Raw genomic sequence first — 16419 nt, forward strand, 5'->3', positions numbered from 1 at the left:
ATGAATATCGCTCATATCGATAAAACGGCAATTTCTGATGTCGATCAACTTATCATTGGTCAGGCGCAAGAGCTGTCGGAAAAATTGAAGCAGCATCGCTTGGAGATGTATCCTCCACGGGCGATGAAGGACCTACGCGAGTTTCAGCTTGCAGAGGCTGCACGTTTTGTCGGAGTAACAAGTGGCTACCTGAAGAACCTGTCCCTCGAAGGCAAAGGGCCGCAGCCCCAAGTTACCCCTTCCGGTCGCCGGTCTTATACCGCGACGCAGATGGAAGCGATGCGTCATTTTCTAGAGCACAGCGGCAGAGCTGGAACACATTATGTCCCTCATCGTCGTACCGGCGAGAAGCTACAGGTAATCGCCGTCGTCAACTTTAAGGGTGGTAGCGGCAAGACAACAAGTGCCGCGCACTTGGCGCAGTATCTCGCGTTGTCCGGTCATCGCGTGCTCGCTGTCGATCTTGATCCGCAGGCCTCCCTCTCCGCAATCCATGGCTTGCAGCCCGAGTTCGATGTGCATGAGAACGAGACCCTTTATGGAGCGATCCGCTATGACGAACAGCAGCGCCCGCTAAGCGAGATCATTCGCAAGACCAATTTCCCCAACCTTGATCTTGTGCCTGGAAACCTTGAACTGATGGAGTTTGAGCACGATACCCCACGTATTCTAGCCCAAGGCAAAGGCAAGGACTACGGACGGATTTTCTTCGCTCGTCTCGATGAGGCCCTATCGTCCGTAGCAGACGATTACGACGTGGTGATTATCGACTGCCCTCCCCAGCTTGGCTTTCTGACGATGAGCGCGATCTGTGCAGCGACTGCGGTCCTGATTACAGTTCACCCGCAGATGCTAGACGTTATGTCTATGTGTCAATTCCTGCAGATGCTGGGCGACATTCTCAGCACGCTTAAGAATGTGGGCGGTAACATGAATCTGGACTGGCTCCGGTATCTTGTCACTCGATACGATCCACAAGATGGCCCACAGACGCAGATGGTGGCGTTCATGCGTTCCATGTTCAAAAACCATGTCCTATTGAACCCCATGTTGCGAAGTGTCGCGATCTCAGACGCCGCGATGACGAACCAGACACTTTACGAAGTTGAGCGTGCTGCATTCACCCGTTCAACATATGACCGGGCTATTGAAGCAATGGACGCTGTAAATGCCGAAGTGCTGGATTTGATATACAAAGCATGGGGCCGCAACTGATGCGTATTGAGTTTACCGCAGTAAACTTTCGGCAGGGAGCGTACCATGGCTCGTAAAAATATCTTGTCTGGAATTATGAAAGAAGACAAGCAGACCAGCCGTGACGGTATCGAGGAAAAACCTCAAGAGAGCTTCCGCACGACCACGCGGGGAATCGGTGCTCTTGGTGCCGTAACCAGAAGCATTGACGAACTCGCAGCGCGTGCAGATGCCGCACAAGAGATCGAGAGACGTCTGGCTGAGGGTGAGACTGTAATCAAGCTCGATACGGCGTTGATCGATAGCTCGTTCGTCACGGATCGCGTTGCGATGGACGAAGCGGACTTTCAGGAACTCGTTGAGGCTATACGCGCTCGAGGTCAGGACACCCCCATCTTGGTTCGTCCGCACCCCACAAGGGCAGGACACTATCAGACCGTATTTGGTCACCGCCGCGTTCGAGCTGCCCGCGAGATCGGAATTCCTGTTCGTGCCGTCGTCAAGGCGCTGGAAGACCGTGATCACGTCATTGCCCAAGGACAAGAGAATTCGCAGCGATCCGACCTGTCTTTCATCGAGAAAGCGATGTTCGCACACAATTTGGAAACAGGCGGTTTCGGACGAGACACTATCATGTTGGCGCTTGGAGCTGACAAAACAACGATCTCGAAGATGCTGTCTGCTATCGAGCGATTTCCTGCCGATATTCTCGACACTGTGAAGGCGGCGAGGGCACCGGGCCGCGACCGTTGGTATTTTCTTGGTGGGGCGGTGTCAGAAGACGCCATGGCCGACAAGGTACGACCTGTTCTTCGCGAACCTGATTTTGTCAGTTCTACTCATGACGCTCGTTTCGAGATGTTGGAGCGGTTGGTCCCGAGAGAAAAGTTTACCGCAGTAAACTCAGCAGACAAATCACCGGTCCAAACGTGGGAAAGCGAAAGAAGCTTGGTTCGAGCATCTATCAAAGGCGACGGGAAGCGCGTGACTATTGCTCTGAAGTCTCCCAAAAATTCGGACCAGGCCGCCGCGTTCGGCGCCTACCTCGCCAATAATCTCGACAAGCTCTACGAGGCTTTCGAAAACGATCAACAGCAGAGTGGAGACTGAACCGCAAAAGAAAAAGGCCCCCAAACGGTATACCGTGGAAGCCCTTCTCGATCTCTAGCAAGACAGAGAATCGCATTTCCCCGAATCACAGTCAAGAGTCTTTGGCATCGTTTTGGTGAGCAGTTTTCTTTTGCCTATTAGAGGGTGAAAGAAATGCAGACAGGAAGTGTAACGACGCCCTTTGGGCGGCGGCCTATGACGCTCGCCTTGGTGAAGCGGCAAGTGGCCACAAACGATATCAAGGCTGGCAAAACAGTTGAGAAATGGAAAGTCTTCCGTGATGCCGCGGAAGCAAGAGAAGAACTCGGTTTGCAGTCTAACAGCCTGGCTGTGCTCGACGCACTCCTGAGCTTTTATCCGGAAAACGAGTTGCGCCAGGACGCGCAGCTCGTCGTGTTTCCCTCAAACGCTCAGTTGATCCTTCGAGCCCACGGCATGGCAGGCGCCACGTTGCGTCGTCATCTTGCGCTTTTGGTCGATGCAGGCCTGATCATCCGCAAGGATAGTGCCAACGGCAAGCGCTATGCGAGGAAGAACGGTTCCGGCGAGATCGAGAATGCATTCGGTTTCGATCTTTCTCCGATCCTTGCCCGGTCCGAAGAGCTTGCTGTCATCGCGCAGAAAATCGTTGCTGCTCGTTCTGCCTTCCGTAAGGCGAAAGAAAACCTCACAATCTGCCGCCGGGATGTCCGCAAGCTGATCACTGCAGCGATAGAGGAGGGGGCTGACGGCGACTGGATGGCGATAGAGGCCATGTACATCGACCTCGTTGCCCGCATTCCACGCTCCCCGACCATCGCTGACGTCGCCAGTATCCTCGACGAACTGGAGCTTCTTCGCGAGGAAGTCCTTAATCTGTTGGATACGCAGTCAAATTCAGAATTTAATAGCACCAATGATGCTCATATTGAGCAGCACATACAGAATTCAAAACCCGAATCCTTCCATGAACTTGAACCTAGCTCTGAACAAGAGCAGGGCGAAAAGCCGAGCAAGAGACGCGGACCGCAAACTGAGACGCTGAAGGCCTTTCCTCTGGGTGTTGTGCTGAAGGCATGCCCGCAGATTATCGACTACGGTCCAGGTGGTGCTGTGGGTGGGTGGCGTGATCTCATGTCGGCCGCGGTTGTGGTGAGGTCGATGCTGGGTGTGAGCCCGTCGGCCTATCAAGAGGCTTGCGAAACGATGGGGCCTGAAAATGCAGCGGTTGCGATTGCCTGTATCCTGGAGAGGGCAGGGCACATCAATTCCGCCGGTGGCTATCTGCGTGATCTCACCAACCGGGCGGCGCGTGGAGAGTTTTCGCTCGGGCCGATGGTGATGGCACTGCTACGGTTGAACGGCGAAGTCGGGAAGCGGTCGGCGTGATGATCGTTTACAAAAACGACCTCGATCGCCATAAGTACCCCAATGGGTTATAAAACACCATGCAAACAATTGCTGAAGCATCGCTCTTCATCAAACAGGCAGCGGCTCTGTTCATGGACCATGAGCGCAAGGATGTGATTGATTTTCTGGCGACCAATCCCCAAGCTGGTGATGAAATACCGGGTGCGGGTGGTGTCCGAAAGCTGAGATTCAGCGCCAAGGGCAAAGGTAAACGAGGCGGCGCGCGCGTCATCTATTACTGGTGTAGCGACGATGCGCCAATCTATGCGCTTCTCGGTTTTGGAAAGAACGAAAAGACGGATTGAAAGCCGGAAGAGGCCAAGGCGGTTCCTGCGTTCAAGGCGATCCAAGCGACGTACAGGAGCAAACCATGAGCGAGACGACAAAATTCGGCGAGGATTTGGTTCAGGCTATGACCGAAGCTCTGGGTCATGCGCAGGGCAGCGACCCTGCGGTCATGCGGGTCACTGCCGTTGATCTGGAAACTGTTGAAGCGAAGGCGATCCGCCAAAAGCTACATCTGACACAAGACGAAATGGCTGCTTTCCTGGGGAAAAGCCCATCAGGATACAAAAAGTGGGAGCAGGGGGCTCGACAGCCCTCAGGTGCCGCTCGAACGCTTCTGCGTGTGATGGAGAAGGAGCCCGAGGCAGTGCTGCGAGCGCTGTCCGGTTGACGATGCATCCAGTGCGCTCGTCGTCAGATTAATGGATCGCGGCACACAAAGGCAGAACAAGGGATCCCTTTGTCGCTCTGGATCGTTAGATGCAGCATAAGACGCGCTCGGGCAGCCCCGGCCTACATCTGGAAAGATCAGGGTACACTACATCAGAAGCTTTCGGTTTTCTTTAGACGGCCGGGAGTTTTGAGTTAAGCTAACAGCGCCTCTAGTCGTCTCTCTTTCTTCAGCGCTCGGGAGAGGGTAATGACGGTGTCGCGCTCGGCTTCCAACAACGTTTTTACCCGCGCATATTCCGTACCCAGAATGCGGTCGATATCGGCTCTCAGGTGGGGCACTTCTGCAACGACTTGGGAAACCGGACGATCAACTTCGTAAAGGAAAACAGAGAGCGTGCTGCCGAGCGCAAACCTTGCTACCATAACCGGATGGGTCCGGGAGGCCTTTCCGGAGGCGCGCTCATTGAGCCCAGTTCGCCGGTCAATGAAGGCGCCGTTGAACCAGCTCATTTTGTCTCGCTATCGCTTTTTCAAGAAGCCAACCATCCTCCGAGCGTGTCCGAAAGCTCACGGATAGGAGCAGCGACCGTGTTTCCTGGCTAAGCAGCCAGGAGCGCGTTTCGTTGATAGTCGTCTCGGGTACATCCTCCCAATACGCTCGCTTGGATGGATCGCTCGCAAAAAGATTGTCTGACAGCAGTAGGTGGGCGATTTGGAGGGCACAACAGTCATCCTTTGATGCGAATACGTGGGTCCACAAGCCACCAAGGTCGATGTTCAGTATCGCAAGGCTCACGAGCCACTTACCCGCAAGGTAATCATCCGTATGCTGCTTGAAAGCATCCACGCAGGCGTGGACGAAAATCTCTTCGAGGCATTGTCGCTCGTTTTCCGGCCAAGCCCGCCATTCTGCCGTCTTCAGCTTCAGAGCAATCATCTCGGGCTCAACGACACCAGACTCCGTTGCAAGATCAAGGAGCCGTGGCAGGAAGTGCTTGTAGTCCTCGACAGTGCCGACGGTCGTTAATGCTGCAGATGCATATTCTTGAACATCTCCAACGTCCAGGTGCCTTATAGGCTTGGCGGTCAGTTGCTTCAGCAGCATTTCTGGATCGCGCAGCGGTGAGGCGTGAAAAACCAGTGGACGGCGGTATCGCGCAAACACTTCATAGGCACCGTCAAGCCTTTGGCGTAAATTGAGGGCATCAGGCATACGCAATCCTATTTATCAGTTTCGCTTTGACCAGCATGGAGATTCACCAGCCATGGTCATTCCCGCCTTGCGCCAAAGACGCTACCTGCACGCCGGACGCTTTGCTTCGTAGTCGGCGCGCCTCCTCTGCCATCCGTGGCCAATCGACTGAAGTATTTTGCTGCTGGCCTTGACGGACGCCTATTCCGCGGCGTCAAGCTGGCGAAGATATTCTTCACCGCTAATCGACGTCCACCCATCGCTTGGGAAGCGCTGAGTTCCAACGTCTTCAGGTGAGAAGTAGGCTCCGACGAAGTGGCAATCTGGATCAAGTAGGGCAACTCTCCTTTTCAATTCATTGCCGCTCTGGGAAAGCTCATGATGCCGCCTGCTTTTCTGAACTCATCAGGAAAGGTATTCGTAGGCATCCGACACAAATATCGAGAACCGGATAGTTTGGTTTGGCGCAGATCCCGACACTTACTTTTTCCAAATCCCACAGACCACTCCGCAGGAAGCCAGAAACTGAAGTCTCGATCATTGGAAAGTCGTTGCGCATCCGAACAGAATAACTGAAGTTGGTCATTCTGCCTTTATGATTGCCAACGGGTGAAAGTTTGAATGCAGTCAATCGGTATGGCGGTTCTGGTTCGAAAGATAATTCCAGACCGCCCGAGTACAGCCAATACAGCGGTACGTGCTGCTTGTATGCGTCGGTTATCTATCCTTTTGGCGGTCATAGACTCTCTGCAATTTGTAGCAACGGCGTACCGAACTGAAGAAAATCGATTTCAGAAGAACGCAAACTCTCTTTCAGGGAAATCACCACCACTTTTTTAGGCATGTGGTCTTTCCGATCGCTTGCTTGGATTACGTACTGTTTCTTTTTTAAGCATTTTTACCTAAAAAAACCAAAATAATGGAGCACATCATGCGACTGGAAGACTACCTTGAAGGATGTGAATTAAAGAATGTTGAGTTGGACGAAGATTCCATATCGCTTGCTTTTCATGATAAATCCGGAATGACCATCTATTCGGACGTAATCGTTGACATAAAATTCAACGGGAAGCCGCTGATATTTTCTAGTTTTCAAGAGTTTGAAGACAGATTTGAACTGATATTTTCACCAAACTCCATTGTGGTTATATCTCGCACCCTGGCTGAAAATAGCCCTGAAATATTTGTATATCGTTCTGCCTCTGGGCAGTATGTCGTTGATTGAATAGCCGCTGCGGACATGCTCGCGGAGGCAACGATGGAACCGAGACCAGGATCGTCCGGACGATATGAAATTCGAGCACTGCGCAGGTTACTACTCACTTGACTTGCCCCCTACCCCGCTTCTGGAACGAAAGAGGTACAAGGTGCCCCGCGCACATCCGCAAGATCAAGGCCAGCCTCTGTTGACAATATGATCCCGCTTCGTACAACCGCTTCCTCACGCTCCAGATCAGGCACCACGATTATGCAAGTATCGAGTCCTCTAGAGGCTTTTCCCGAATTAGGAACTGTGGCAAACCCCGCTGTGCTGCATGACGGGACGGATGCTTTCCTTTGCTATGAAGCTTCGCCCCGCGTGGGTGGTGGCAATGTGTTGATCAAATTCGGGCAGGTCATCGATTTCCGGGTAACGTCCATGAATGTTGAAGGCCTGAAAGCATTCAGGTATCCGGTCAATCCATGGGCCTTCAATGAAATTTCGGGGCCAGAGACTTCTAAATGGAAAGCGGTAAATGCTAGATTTTGGCTCATATCGTTCAATGACGTTTTGATCGAAGTTCTCTTCGAAACGGTTTCTCTCGTAAGCAGAGACAGGAAAGGCGGACCGCCAAACCGAACGTTGGTTGGTTCCCTGCTTGCTCTAGATTCAAGCTCCTCTGAAGAGGTTTTGCAGTAGGCTTGGCGGGATCAAGATTCTCTGAATTTTATTATAGCGGTTGACGAAAAGTCGCATCGACTGGATGAGTATGCTCGAGCTCAAAGGATCGCATGGTGGTGTTTTGATCAGGTCGGGTGACAGATCGCGCGCAAACAGTTCCCATCAAAATTATGAATCGGTATCGCTGAACCGATTCAAAACTGTCGTTGGACATTCGCAGCCAGAATTTCGACTCTGTCAGTATGAGCACACAGCCTACCCGTGTCTATATCGAACGAATTGACGCCCACCGAAACATGGCGCGATACTACGTGCTCGACATGACATCCACACTGTTTGGAGACGTGTGTCTCACGCGGACCTGGGGCAGGATTGGCTGTCGGGGCCAAAGCAAGACGCAGCTCTTCGCGGGAAAGGAAGACGCACTGATCGTGTTCCTTGACATCTTGCGACGAAAGACGGTCCGTGGCTACTGGGCACCTCGACTTCTAAATGAGCCGGTTCGGTAGGGGAGGGGAGAGTGGAAGGCCTGCGCGGCCTTGGAAGGATTGGGAGCTTTCGAAGGCGTCCGCTAAGCCATGCTGGACGCACCGGCCATGACAGCATAAATTGAGCGAATAGGCCGGGCAAACCCGGTGCGGTCCAATGAATGTTTCATAGTCATTCATACACGGTATCACTGGCTTGATAACAGCGTAGAAAGGAAGGCGAAATGACTGAGAGGGAAACAAAGACAGCCTCTTTGAGCGAACTCGCCCGGATGCGGGATCAGGGTAAGCTTTTCCATGACCTGAATGCCCCAGAAGCCGAGAGCCTCGGCGCATCATTTTGGGATGCTGCCAAGGTAGAGGCACCTGCCAAGCCTCGATCTGTGCTTCCTAAAACTTGATAGCGGTGGGTGAAATCGCCTGAACGCTTAACGCGTTTAATTCATCGCACGCGAGGTGTGAGAAGTGCCGGAGGAGACAGCTCTAAAGCGGCAGCAATTTTTTGAATATTGTCGAGTGATGGATTCCGTTTTTCGCGCTCGATGCCACTCAGATAAGCCTGTGTGATCCCGGTGCGCAGCGCGAGTTCTTCCTGTGTCATATCGAGTTCTGCACGACGAACGCGCATGTTGAGCGCTACAATTTTTCGAAGAGCGATTGTGCCGGTTTCCATGCATAGGATGGACCACGGACAGCCAACATAAACCACATTCTATCAAATTTAAAATATATCCAATCAGATATAAAAATGTTTTCAAAGCGTATCATCGCCTGTATGGCACTCCGCCAGGATCAAATCAGAGGTGGCCAAACATGGACGATCAAACAATCGCGCAGAACATAGAGATCTACGACACCGACTCTCACCTGGCGGTCTCAAATATTCACCGCAAGAGCTCCCACGCTGCACTTTCGGCAGTAGTGTTCTGGATCACGCACATCAAATCGAAAAGATCTGGCTCCGAACTTCAGAACACCGCTCCGACCAGCTTCCGCCTTTTCTACACGGATTACCTCTATCGCGACCTGATGTTCCGTTGGAAATGTAACCTTGCTGGTGAGCCCGCTCAACTGCTACTCGCCCGCGTCGAACTGCACGATCGCTTTCGCGGAAAAAGTCATTTCAAGAAGCTGTTGTCAGGGCTGCAGGGAATTGCTCAGCAGCATGGCGCGACCCTGCTGGTCGAACAAGCAAACCCAAGCCTGTCGCGGATACTGATGGGGCAGGGCTATATCCGTTGTATCGGTGCGAGTGCCGATCCAGCTCCGATATGCTTTGGACTGGGAGGCACATGGAAACACGACCCTGTCGGCGGTCAGTCGATGGGTCTCATTGCATTACCGGGCAATTTACTCAAGCAAATCGACGGTAGCCGTATTCCGTCGGATTTGCAGGTAAAAATCGATCAGCTTGTTCATCAGGAGATCACGCAATTCCAAACAGCGCTTCGCAAGCGGCTCGAAACCGAAATCTTGCCAGAGGTTATGGCTGTTCGTCAGCGCGATCGCGAACTTGCTAACGCTCCTTAATAGCTTATGCCATAGAACCGCTTGATCATGGATATTGGAATTTGATGCGCAGGTCGATTACGTTGGGAGGTCGTTTTGCAAATATCCGTGGTATGCGGCCACTGCCGACATTGGATAATGATCGGTGTTTGGGTGCGGTCGCGAGGATCCTCTTGAAGGGTAACACATAGTGTAATATATAAGGCAGACGAAAGCGTGAGGATTTTTAAAAGCAGCAGGTTTCACAAGTTCGCTCGCAAGGAAAAGATCACAGATAAGATGCTGTGTGACGCCGTAGATGGTGTCGAGCGCGGGCTTATTGATGCCGATCTTGGCGGTGGCCTTATCAAGCAACGGGTGGCACGACCCGGGGCGGGGAAATCTGGCGGTTATCGAACTGTGATCTTTTTTAGGACGAAGACGCGGGCCGTCTTCGCATTCGGGTTTGCCAAGAGTGATATGGAAAATCTCGAAGAGAATGAGGAAGCCGTATTCAAGAAGGCGGCAAAGTTGGTACTAGGATTTTCTGACGACCAGATGAACGCTGAAGTCGGATCTGGCCGCATGATAGAGGTGAGATGTGATGAGTAAGTCTTATAAAAGCGAAGCGATGGCCGCTATCCATGAGATGATGGAAGGCTTCCACGAGTCCGGTGCGATTGATAAGCAGACCATGCGCGAGTTCGATGATGCTTGCCTGACTTCCGTAGAGGCACTTACGCCGGAGGAAATTCGCTCTATCCGGGAGAGCGAAAATATCTCTCAGCCTGTGTTTGCCCGCTACCTCAACGTCAGCAAAGGCCTGGTTTCCGATTGGGAGCGCGGCGTCAAGAAGCCGGGTGGTCCTGCGCTTCGTTTGTTAACGGTGGTACAGAAGAAAGGCCTGCAGGCGATATCATAACCTGCGACGCAACCGTCGCGGCCCTTAGGCGAACGCGCTCCCATATAGCGCCGTAGTGAGCCAAAGGAGTTAACCGCGGAAGAGCCAACCCATATCGACCTGCCATATCGAAAATCCGCAGAACACCTATCCGTTTTGTGATGGGCATGTTCTTCGTCCTTACCTCTACGGCTCAATCTTTCCCTTGAGGTTGCCATCACGACGATTGCGTGCCGCTCGAGCAGATCGGATTGAGGTCTACCTCTGGCGCCAGGCCTTGAGCCGACCATAATTTCTCATTGAGCATGCTGGGCCTGGACGCCTTTGTCCAACGGGTCTGATACCCCAAAATAAGAAATGGTGTCTCGGTAGGCTTGCATTCCAAACCCGTCATCCAGAGACACGGTGATCTGAACGACCGGGCTTGGGCAGGTCTGTTTCTCGTCATCGATGAAGACTGCTTTGGTGACGGGTCCATTTTGATTGAGCCAAGCCTCCAGCTCCGACCGCTTATTTCCGACCGGGATGACTGGCAGCTTCCAGTTATGGTGCCAAAGATCACGCGCCAAACCCTCGTGCTCCAACTTCCGTCTTAGCGCCCCCAGATCACCCGGCCAGGTCCTGCGCCAGTTTGAAGCCAGAACCAGTTGAGCTTGTACCAGTTCGCAGGCTCTGGAGATCAGTCCAACCGACCCCGGATCAAGCTTGAGATGAGCAATACGCTCGTCGACCGGCATACGAATGAGGGCGAAATTGTCGGCCGCCGCCCACATTCTGCGTGATAGGAGAGGGCCGTCGATATCCAGGAATATGACGTTCATCGCACGAGTACCTTTCAGGCGCTTGAAGATGGGTAAAAGAAGGATTATAGAGCAAGATATGCTTTTGTTTCACATAAAGCGAAGAGCCCAGGTTGGCAAGTTTGAAGTGCGATTGAATGGTCCCTAAGATTGCAGAGGGTGGAGCAAGTTTCGTGGGTGCTGGCGCCTATTACCTCGGCGCTGCTAAAGCTGCGTCAGTTGGCGAAGCGAATGGTGGCATCCGTTCCTACATGCTTGGCGGGAGTGCCACAGATCTCAACTTGAGCAACGGGCGGGTCGGTTTTACGGAAACCCGCAATTTGTCGACGGATGATCCTGGTGAGGGTTTTGCCATGATGCAGGCAACCTATGAGCGCTACCAGGAGATGAAGAGGGGCACTCGGGGGCAGCCATTGAAGAGCCCTGTCTACAGTTTCTCTCTGTCGTGGGCGATTGAGGAGCGTCCGGATCAGGCCACTATGGTTGACGCGGCGGAAAAGACATTGGAGCTGCTTGGCATGAGCGATCACCAGGCAATCTTCGTCTCGCATATCGACAAGCCCTATGACCATATCCACGTTATCGTAAACCGCATCAAACCAGATTTCTCGGGCGTCGTTTCCAAATCAATGGATCGCTTCAAATTGTCGGCATGGGCTGAGGATTACGAGCGTCGTCATGGAAAAATTCATTGCGAGCAGCGCGTGAGAAACAACGCGCTGAGACGATCCGGTTTTGCGGTGAAAGATCTTGTCTCCAAATCGCGACAGGAAATCGAGGCGGAGCGTCGGAGTGCTTGGCCGGTCTTGAACGGGCTGTATAAGGCAGAGCAAGAGCTCATTCGAGATGTCTCTGTCCTGGGTGACGACGCACTGGGGCAGGCGCATGTGGCGGAGCTGGAAGCCGTGTTTGCCGAGGTAAATGCCGAGGCTGACGCAAGCTGCGACCGGGTGCTCGACGCATACCGACCGGGGTTCGCCCAATCCTATTCTCACGAAAAAAAATGTGCGACTGATGTGAAGACTCGCTCCTCGCATCCGTTCGAAAGAGCGGCATTTGTCATTGCCAATAGAGATTGGCTAATAGGCGAAGACGGGCAGACGGATCGAGAGATCGTTCTTATGAGCGCCTCCAGTGATGTTCTATCTGAACGAATCCGCATGGCGGCCAGGCAAGAGCGGATTTCGATTGGGCGGAAACAGAAACAGGATCTCGAGGATGTGGTGAAACGCATCTGGTCGGACCATCATCCCCGCATCAAGTCAGTTCTGGAAAGACAGGCTCGGGAGCGCGCGCAGGCGGACGCCGGGCGCGACGTTGGGACGGATGATGAAACCGAAAGTGAGACAGGTCAGCTTACGCAGCGTCATATGGTGGCTGACATATGGAGCCGTTGCGATAGTAGAGGCAGCTTTGAAGCCGCCCTCTACGAGGTCGGTCTTCGACTTCGGCCTGGAAGTTATGCGTGGCTCGTTACGACTGCCTCCGGCGACTTTGTCGATTCGCTGCAGCGGCTTCTGTCTCGCAGTGCCAAGGAGATTGATCACAGGATCGGCTCCCGTACACAATCACAAGATGACGTCAGCCGGCAGTCGCTAGATGTCGAGCAGCTGATGCCTGGTCATCTCGAACACCTGAACAGGCAGAGGAAACACGGGAACGTTGAACGGGGGAGGGCGCGGTATAGGGAGGAGCGGCGGGTATTACGATCGATATGCGAGAAGCATGGTGTCAAATATCAGCAAGTGAGAACAGGTTGGGACATTAGCGGCGGCGATGGTTTCAGGCGGCGGTTCCCGCGGCGACTTTGCCGCGATCTCCCTGCGTTTGATTGGCACCTTGGCAAACGTCTGAAAGACCATTCCGAGAAAGTGCAAGCCGCGGAAGCAGCTAAGAGGTTGAGGCGTAGCGTCCTGGAAAACTTAGAGAAAGCTCGTCTCGAACTCGACAACCTGACGCCGGCACAAGCATTTGCACTTGCCACCTTCGAACTGGCCATGATCGATTATCGCGATACGATTGGACATCTGCGAGACTTGGTCGAGAGAAAGCGCGAGCGGAATGCTGCGTCAAATGGGTGGGAGGCGGACGAACCTGCATTTTCTGATCGCATTAAAAGCCTGCTCAACGAAGCCTTGGAATTCCTGCCGGAGCGCAAGCTTGAAAAAGCGTTTGAACGCTGCAAGCAGGCCGCACGGGCGGTGAAGATTGCGATTATTGACGTCTTTGAAGCTTTCCGCCCGCTGGCACAGGCCTCACTGGATGCCGTGTCGGCGTTCAGGTCATATTGGAAACGAAACTGGCAAGATGTTTCGACCGGGCAAGTGCGAGAGACTGCGCTTGGTCTAAACGTCTTCGCACGCGTTGCTGATCGACTGGTATCAGTTGTCTCCAAGGTGGCAGGGGATGTGTTCAGCGTCTCTACAGATAACGCAGGCGATCTTCATTTTTCGATGACGGTAGAAGACTGGCCTGGCGATTTACGGCCGCCGTCTGTCGAAGGTGACGTGCCATCAGCCTATGGTGACGGGCAGCAAGAGTTGGCAGAACTCAATCAAGATACTGTCAAAGCCGATGATCAACAGGTGAGGGTTAAAAAGCTTCAACGCTACCGTAATCAGATTGAGAATCCCAATTGGATTGATAGCCCTGATGCCTTTGATCGCTTTATATACAGCGTTAAAGATTTAAGGCGCCAGCTTGAAATGGAGGGCTTTCCGGTCTCATCCATCATTGATGAAGCGATGATGGCAGAACTGGCAAACAGGCGGGGCGATAATTCGGCACGGTTTGAAGTGAGAAGGAGTGCCGATGCAGAGTATGCAGGAAAGAAGCGCGCAGTTGCAGAAGAAAAAGTCACTTCGATGGGCCGTAAGCTGCTGTCTGAGTGGCGAGCACTCGAACCGGCTGCTGCATTGGCTAGAATTCAAGCCTTTGAAGATCAGGTGGCAAACTATAGTGACGAACATCCGCAATTGCGGGAAAACCTGCCAGCCGATCTGTTAAATGGGCTCGAAAGCATGCGCACCACAGCGCAACGGGATTCGGCCGAACGTCGATGGCTGCCTGTTATCGAAGACGCGTTAAGTGAGTTGGGGCGTGCTGTTTTAGGCAACTCAGACCGCGAGATTGTCGTCGTCGCAGACAAGTATTATTCAGCCTGTGCTTCTGCACGATCTGAGGGTGTTCTAATTCCGAGTGCTGTGTTCCAACAGTTTGTACCAAGGGTCGAGGAGGCGAAGTTGCGGCTACGCAAATCCGTGATAGGTCAAGGGCCGTCGATGGGCTTCTGACTTTAAAGATTGCCGGCGCTATCGAGCTCAAACCCTAGCTTGCCCATCCATTGTGCCACGAGCTTGCGATCAAGTTCGACTCGCATCCTGCCGATAGAGAGGTAAACCGTCGGCATACTTGGAGACGGCGATCTGGGCTAGAAGGGCTTCTGTTGGAATGCCCGCCTCAATGATGTGTCGGGGCCGAAGCCTGGATCACGCCGTCTTCGTTCTTAAAAGCGTATTTGGGACGGCGCGTGACAATGACACGGAACTTCGCTGCAACCACATCCAATCGTTCGGATATGTCTTCTCCGATCAGAATTTTTGTCTTGCCCACATGCTGCGGCAAGTCCTCCGGCTCGATCACCACCTCGATACGCTCCAGATGCGGCGCAAAGCCCTTGCGTGGCCTCGGTGAACGTTTGCCATCTTTGTTGATGCCACTCGTAACCTTGGCCCTGATCGCCGCAATGCCGGTCTCGATCTCCTCGAAGATAAAAGCATGCTGCTCGTCATCGACGCTGGCCGCTGCAAGTTTCTCTGAACGCCGCCCGAAGCGCGCGCGGTCTAAAGCTTTCAGGATCTGTGTCAGCCGCTCGATGCGCTCATCGGCATCAGCATTTCGGACCTCGAGACCGTCGACCTGCTTTTCCAAAGCCGACGCAAGCGACCTTTTCGGCCATGGCAAAAACCATGGCCTTGAGTGCCTCTATATCATCCGGGAGCTCTATCTCGGGTCGTGTCATGGGTATGATCAGAGCATATTTCGCCGTGATCTGCCCGTAGTTTTAGGTGCATGATTCAATTCGTCGCAGGGGTTTTACTTAACAATTTCGGGTGGCTTGATCGGTGTTGGTCGAACGCGTTTCCATTTCATCCACCAAAGCCAGAAGCTGGGCATTGTTGAGCTGGACCCAGTTGTGACCAATGCGCGGCCCACAAAATTGCGCCTTTTCCAACCGCTTTGCATAAAGGCAAACGCCTGAGCCATCCCACCAGACAATCTTGATCCGGTCTGCTCGTTTTGCCCGGAAGACATAGAGAGCTCCGTTGAACGGATCACGGCCAGCATCTCGAACCAGCGACAGCAAGCTATCAGGCCCCTTACGAAAGTCGATTGGATGGCTCGCCAGAAAGACTTTTACGTTCGACGGGATCACGCAGACCGCACCGCTCGGATGACGCGACACAGGTGTGCTTCATCGGTATACGCGCTCTAACTGCCAAGCATGATGACGTATACCTACTTGGAGCGCTAGTGCTCCTCCTTTAACACTGACAGGCAAGAATGATAGCAGCCCTTTTTTTCGATCGTTTCTAAGGGGACAGACAGTGGTGACCTCTTCGCTGAAGATTCAGGCGAAAACGTTGGCCGATTTGAGCCAGAGTATTGGGGAGAGCGGCAAAATCGCCATCAAGATTAATGGCAAATTACAGATGATGAGTGCGGATAATCAACCCGCTCACGTCGGCATGTTTGGAATCAAATAGCTTGGAATGATCGAACAGGCCGAATTTTAAGTTTTTTGCAGCTAGTGGATCAAGCTTTACTAAGGCTGCGTGCCAGTATCGCTACGCCGGCCTCCCGCTCGCTTCCTGCAACCCACAATCGCTTCTGACGTCCTCACACCTCCGCTACGGTAGAAACTAATTGACAATCGTGAGTATCGGCGGATAAAAATCTATATTCTTTTCAGCGAGGCGACATGATGCTCAATAATGCACAGCAGCCCAGATTCGAAAATCCCTCAGAAAATTCGGTGGCGCAAACCGAAATCGTACGGATCGCGTTTCAGCAAGTACTTGATGTAGAAGCTCTGAACAATAGCGAGAGTTTCTTTGAGCTGGGAGGTCAGTCTCTGCAGGTCGTCCGTGTCATTAGTCTTATCCGGGCTGCTTGTGGGAAAGAGGTATCTTTCTCTGCCTTTTTTGAAAACCCGACAGTTAGTGGGGTGTCTGCAGCACTTGAAACCGCTCCAGAGGGAAGAAAGGCTCTTAAGCCACGCAACTCGTAAAGCGTCG

20 protein-coding genes and 1 pseudogene are annotated in these 16419 nt (G+C 53.0%); 15 read left to right on the forward strand and 6 right to left on the reverse strand.

The window, feature by feature from the left end; genetic code table 11:
* The 5 genes from repA to RMR21_RS25520 all read left to right on the forward strand — a co-directional run bounded on the left by repA (position 1) and on the right by RMR21_RS25520 (position 4369).
* The gene (gene repA, locus RMR21_RS25500) at positions 1–1215 is read left to right on the forward strand and encodes a plasmid partitioning protein RepA (protein ID WP_498672769.1); all 1215 of its coding nucleotides are present in this window, start codon (positions 1–3) and stop codon (positions 1213–1215) included.
* Positions 1216–1260: 45 nt separating this feature from the next.
* Complete coding sequence (gene repB, locus RMR21_RS25505; RefSeq protein ID WP_498672771.1) at positions 1261–2304, forward strand: plasmid partitioning protein RepB; 1044 nt, start codon at positions 1261–1263, stop codon at positions 2302–2304.
* A 153-nt stretch (positions 2305–2457) separates the two neighbouring features.
* Positions 2458–3672 (forward strand): plasmid replication protein RepC, encoded by a 1215-nt coding sequence (gene repC / locus RMR21_RS25510; protein WP_498672773.1) that lies wholly within the window; start codon positions 2458–2460, stop codon positions 3670–3672.
* Positions 3673–3731: 59 nt separating this feature from the next.
* Positions 3732–3998 carry an addiction module toxin RelE gene (locus tag RMR21_RS25515; protein ID WP_498672775.1) on the forward strand — a complete coding sequence of 89 codons (267 nt, stop codon included), beginning with the start codon at positions 3732–3734 and terminating at the stop codon, positions 3996–3998.
* 65 nt (positions 3999–4063) lie between these two features.
* Positions 4064–4369, forward strand: coding sequence for a helix-turn-helix domain-containing protein (locus tag RMR21_RS25520; RefSeq protein WP_498672777.1), 306 nt, complete (start codon positions 4064–4066; stop codon positions 4367–4369).
* 194 nt (positions 4370–4563) lie between these two features.
* Here RMR21_RS25520 and RMR21_RS25525 read toward each other — a convergent pair whose 3' ends face one another.
* Both RMR21_RS25525 and RMR21_RS25530 read right to left on the reverse strand, forming a co-directional pair.
* Positions 4564–4794 carry a hypothetical protein gene (locus RMR21_RS25525; protein ID WP_498672779.1) on the reverse strand — a complete coding sequence of 77 codons (231 nt, stop codon included), beginning with the start codon at positions 4792–4794 and terminating at the stop codon, positions 4564–4566.
* 58 nt (positions 4795–4852) lie between these two features.
* Entirely contained in the window at positions 4853–5584 is a 732-nt protein-coding gene (locus RMR21_RS25530; RefSeq protein WP_498672781.1) for a hypothetical protein, read from the reverse strand.
* Positions 5585–6494: 910 nt separating this feature from the next.
* Here RMR21_RS25530 and RMR21_RS25535 point away from each other — a divergent pair.
* The 4 genes from RMR21_RS25535 to RMR21_RS25550 all read left to right on the forward strand — a co-directional run bounded on the left by RMR21_RS25535 (position 6495) and on the right by RMR21_RS25550 (position 8334).
* On the forward strand, positions 6495–6788 hold the full coding sequence (locus tag RMR21_RS25535) for a hypothetical protein (RefSeq protein WP_498672782.1): 294 nt from the start codon (positions 6495–6497) through the stop codon (positions 6786–6788).
* Between the two features lie 243 nt (positions 6789–7031).
* Positions 7032–7463, forward strand: a complete 432-nt coding sequence (locus tag RMR21_RS25540) for a hypothetical protein (RefSeq protein WP_498672784.1) — start codon at positions 7032–7034, stop codon at positions 7461–7463.
* A 302-nt stretch (positions 7464–7765) separates the two neighbouring features.
* Positions 7766–7954: a WGR domain-containing protein gene (locus tag RMR21_RS25545; protein WP_498672851.1), complete on the forward strand. Its 189-nt coding sequence runs from the start codon at positions 7766–7768 to the stop codon at positions 7952–7954.
* Positions 7955–8157: 203 nt separating this feature from the next.
* Entirely contained in the window at positions 8158–8334 is a 177-nt protein-coding gene (locus RMR21_RS25550; protein ID WP_498672785.1) for a hypothetical protein, read from the forward strand.
* Between the two features lie 41 nt (positions 8335–8375).
* Here RMR21_RS25550 and RMR21_RS25555 read toward each other — a convergent pair whose 3' ends face one another.
* On the reverse strand, positions 8376–8606 hold the full coding sequence (locus RMR21_RS25555; protein ID WP_498672787.1) for a helix-turn-helix domain-containing protein: 231 nt from the start codon (positions 8604–8606) through the stop codon (positions 8376–8378).
* A gap of 140 nt (positions 8607–8746) precedes the next feature.
* Here RMR21_RS25555 and RMR21_RS25560 point away from each other — a divergent pair, with 140 nt between their 5' ends.
* From RMR21_RS25560 to RMR21_RS25570, 3 genes are all read left to right on the forward strand, one after another.
* The gene (locus RMR21_RS25560) at positions 8747–9463 is read left to right on the forward strand and encodes a hypothetical protein (protein ID WP_498672789.1); all 717 of its coding nucleotides are present in this window, start codon (positions 8747–8749) and stop codon (positions 9461–9463) included.
* A gap of 195 nt (positions 9464–9658) precedes the next feature.
* The gene (locus tag RMR21_RS25565; protein WP_498672792.1) at positions 9659–10033 is read left to right on the forward strand and encodes a type II toxin-antitoxin system RelE/ParE family toxin; all 375 of its coding nucleotides are present in this window, start codon (positions 9659–9661) and stop codon (positions 10031–10033) included.
* A complete protein-coding gene (locus RMR21_RS25570) occupies positions 10026–10343 on the forward strand; it encodes a helix-turn-helix domain-containing protein (RefSeq protein WP_065700806.1) in 318 nt (105 codons plus the stop codon). Before RMR21_RS25565 ends, RMR21_RS25570 begins: the two co-directional genes overlap by 8 nt.
* A gap of 275 nt (positions 10344–10618) precedes the next feature.
* Here RMR21_RS25570 and RMR21_RS25575 read toward each other — a convergent pair whose 3' ends face one another.
* Positions 10619–11143 carry an HAD domain-containing protein gene (locus tag RMR21_RS25575; RefSeq protein WP_498672795.1) on the reverse strand — a complete coding sequence of 175 codons (525 nt, stop codon included), beginning with the start codon at positions 11141–11143 and terminating at the stop codon, positions 10619–10621.
* A gap of 152 nt (positions 11144–11295) precedes the next feature.
* Between RMR21_RS25575 and RMR21_RS25580 the strand changes: the two genes are divergently transcribed.
* Positions 11296–14415, forward strand: coding sequence for a relaxase/mobilization nuclease domain-containing protein (locus tag RMR21_RS25580; RefSeq protein ID WP_498672797.1), 3120 nt, complete (start codon positions 11296–11298; stop codon positions 14413–14415).
* A 20-nt stretch (positions 14416–14435) separates the two neighbouring features.
* Here RMR21_RS25580 and RMR21_RS25585 read toward each other — a convergent pair.
* Positions 14436–15143, reverse strand: a pseudogene (locus RMR21_RS25585) (transposase domain-containing protein); the annotation flags it as partial.
* A 78-nt stretch (positions 15144–15221) separates the two neighbouring features.
* The gene (gene tnpB / locus RMR21_RS25590) at positions 15222–15587 is read right to left on the reverse strand and encodes an IS66 family insertion sequence element accessory protein TnpB (protein ID WP_498672799.1); all 366 of its coding nucleotides are present in this window, start codon (positions 15585–15587) and stop codon (positions 15222–15224) included.
* Between the two features lie 142 nt (positions 15588–15729).
* Here tnpB and RMR21_RS25595 point away from each other — a divergent pair, with 142 nt between their 5' ends.
* Positions 15730–15888, forward strand: coding sequence for a hypothetical protein (locus tag RMR21_RS25595; protein ID WP_498672801.1), 159 nt, complete (start codon positions 15730–15732; stop codon positions 15886–15888).
* Positions 15889–16103: 215 nt separating this feature from the next.
* The gene (locus RMR21_RS25600) at positions 16104–16412 is read left to right on the forward strand and encodes a phosphopantetheine-binding protein (protein ID WP_498672803.1); all 309 of its coding nucleotides are present in this window, start codon (positions 16104–16106) and stop codon (positions 16410–16412) included.
* Positions 16413–16419: the final 7 nt, after the last annotated feature.

The sequence above is a fragment of the Agrobacterium sp. rho-8.1 genome (assembly GCF_033957725.1).
Classification (GTDB): domain Bacteria; phylum Pseudomonadota; class Alphaproteobacteria; order Rhizobiales; family Rhizobiaceae; genus Agrobacterium.

Bases quoted from the DNA above. Each gene is read 5' to 3' on its own strand.
- RMR21_RS25600 (WP_498672803.1), top strand. From the start codon at position 16,104: ATGATGCTCAATAATGCACAGCAGCCCAGATTCGAAAATCCCTCAGAA.
- RMR21_RS25520 (WP_498672777.1), top strand. From the start codon at position 4,064: ATGAGCGAGACGACAAAATTCGGCGAGGATTTGGTTCAGGCTATGACC.
- repB (WP_498672771.1), top strand. From the start codon at position 1,261: ATGGCTCGTAAAAATATCTTGTCTGGAATTATGAAAGAAGACAAGCAG.
- RMR21_RS25535 (WP_498672782.1), top strand. From the start codon at position 6,495: ATGCGACTGGAAGACTACCTTGAAGGATGTGAATTAAAGAATGTTGAG.
- RMR21_RS25515 (WP_498672775.1), top strand. From the start codon at position 3,732: ATGCAAACAATTGCTGAAGCATCGCTCTTCATCAAACAGGCAGCGGCT.
- RMR21_RS25575 (WP_498672795.1), bottom strand. From the start codon at position 11,143: ATGAACGTCATATTCCTGGATATCGACGGCCCTCTCCTATCACGCAGA.
- RMR21_RS25555 (WP_498672787.1), bottom strand. From the start codon at position 8,606: ATGGAAACCGGCACAATCGCTCTTCGAAAAATTGTAGCGCTCAACATG.
- RMR21_RS25560 (WP_498672789.1), top strand. From the start codon at position 8,747: ATGGACGATCAAACAATCGCGCAGAACATAGAGATCTACGACACCGAC.
- RMR21_RS25525 (WP_498672779.1), bottom strand. From the start codon at position 4,794: ATGGTAGCAAGGTTTGCGCTCGGCAGCACGCTCTCTGTTTTCCTTTAC.
- repC (WP_498672773.1), top strand. From the start codon at position 2,458: ATGCAGACAGGAAGTGTAACGACGCCCTTTGGGCGGCGGCCTATGACG.
- RMR21_RS25570 (WP_065700806.1), top strand. From the start codon at position 10,026: ATGAGTAAGTCTTATAAAAGCGAAGCGATGGCCGCTATCCATGAGATG.
- RMR21_RS25540 (WP_498672784.1), top strand. From the start codon at position 7,032: ATGCAAGTATCGAGTCCTCTAGAGGCTTTTCCCGAATTAGGAACTGTG.
- RMR21_RS25545 (WP_498672851.1), top strand. From the start codon at position 7,766: ATGACATCCACACTGTTTGGAGACGTGTGTCTCACGCGGACCTGGGGC.
- repA (WP_498672769.1), top strand. From the start codon at position 1: ATGAATATCGCTCATATCGATAAAACGGCAATTTCTGATGTCGATCAA.
- RMR21_RS25550 (WP_498672785.1), top strand. From the start codon at position 8,158: ATGACTGAGAGGGAAACAAAGACAGCCTCTTTGAGCGAACTCGCCCGG.
- RMR21_RS25530 (WP_498672781.1), bottom strand. From the start codon at position 5,584: ATGCCTGATGCCCTCAATTTACGCCAAAGGCTTGACGGTGCCTATGAA.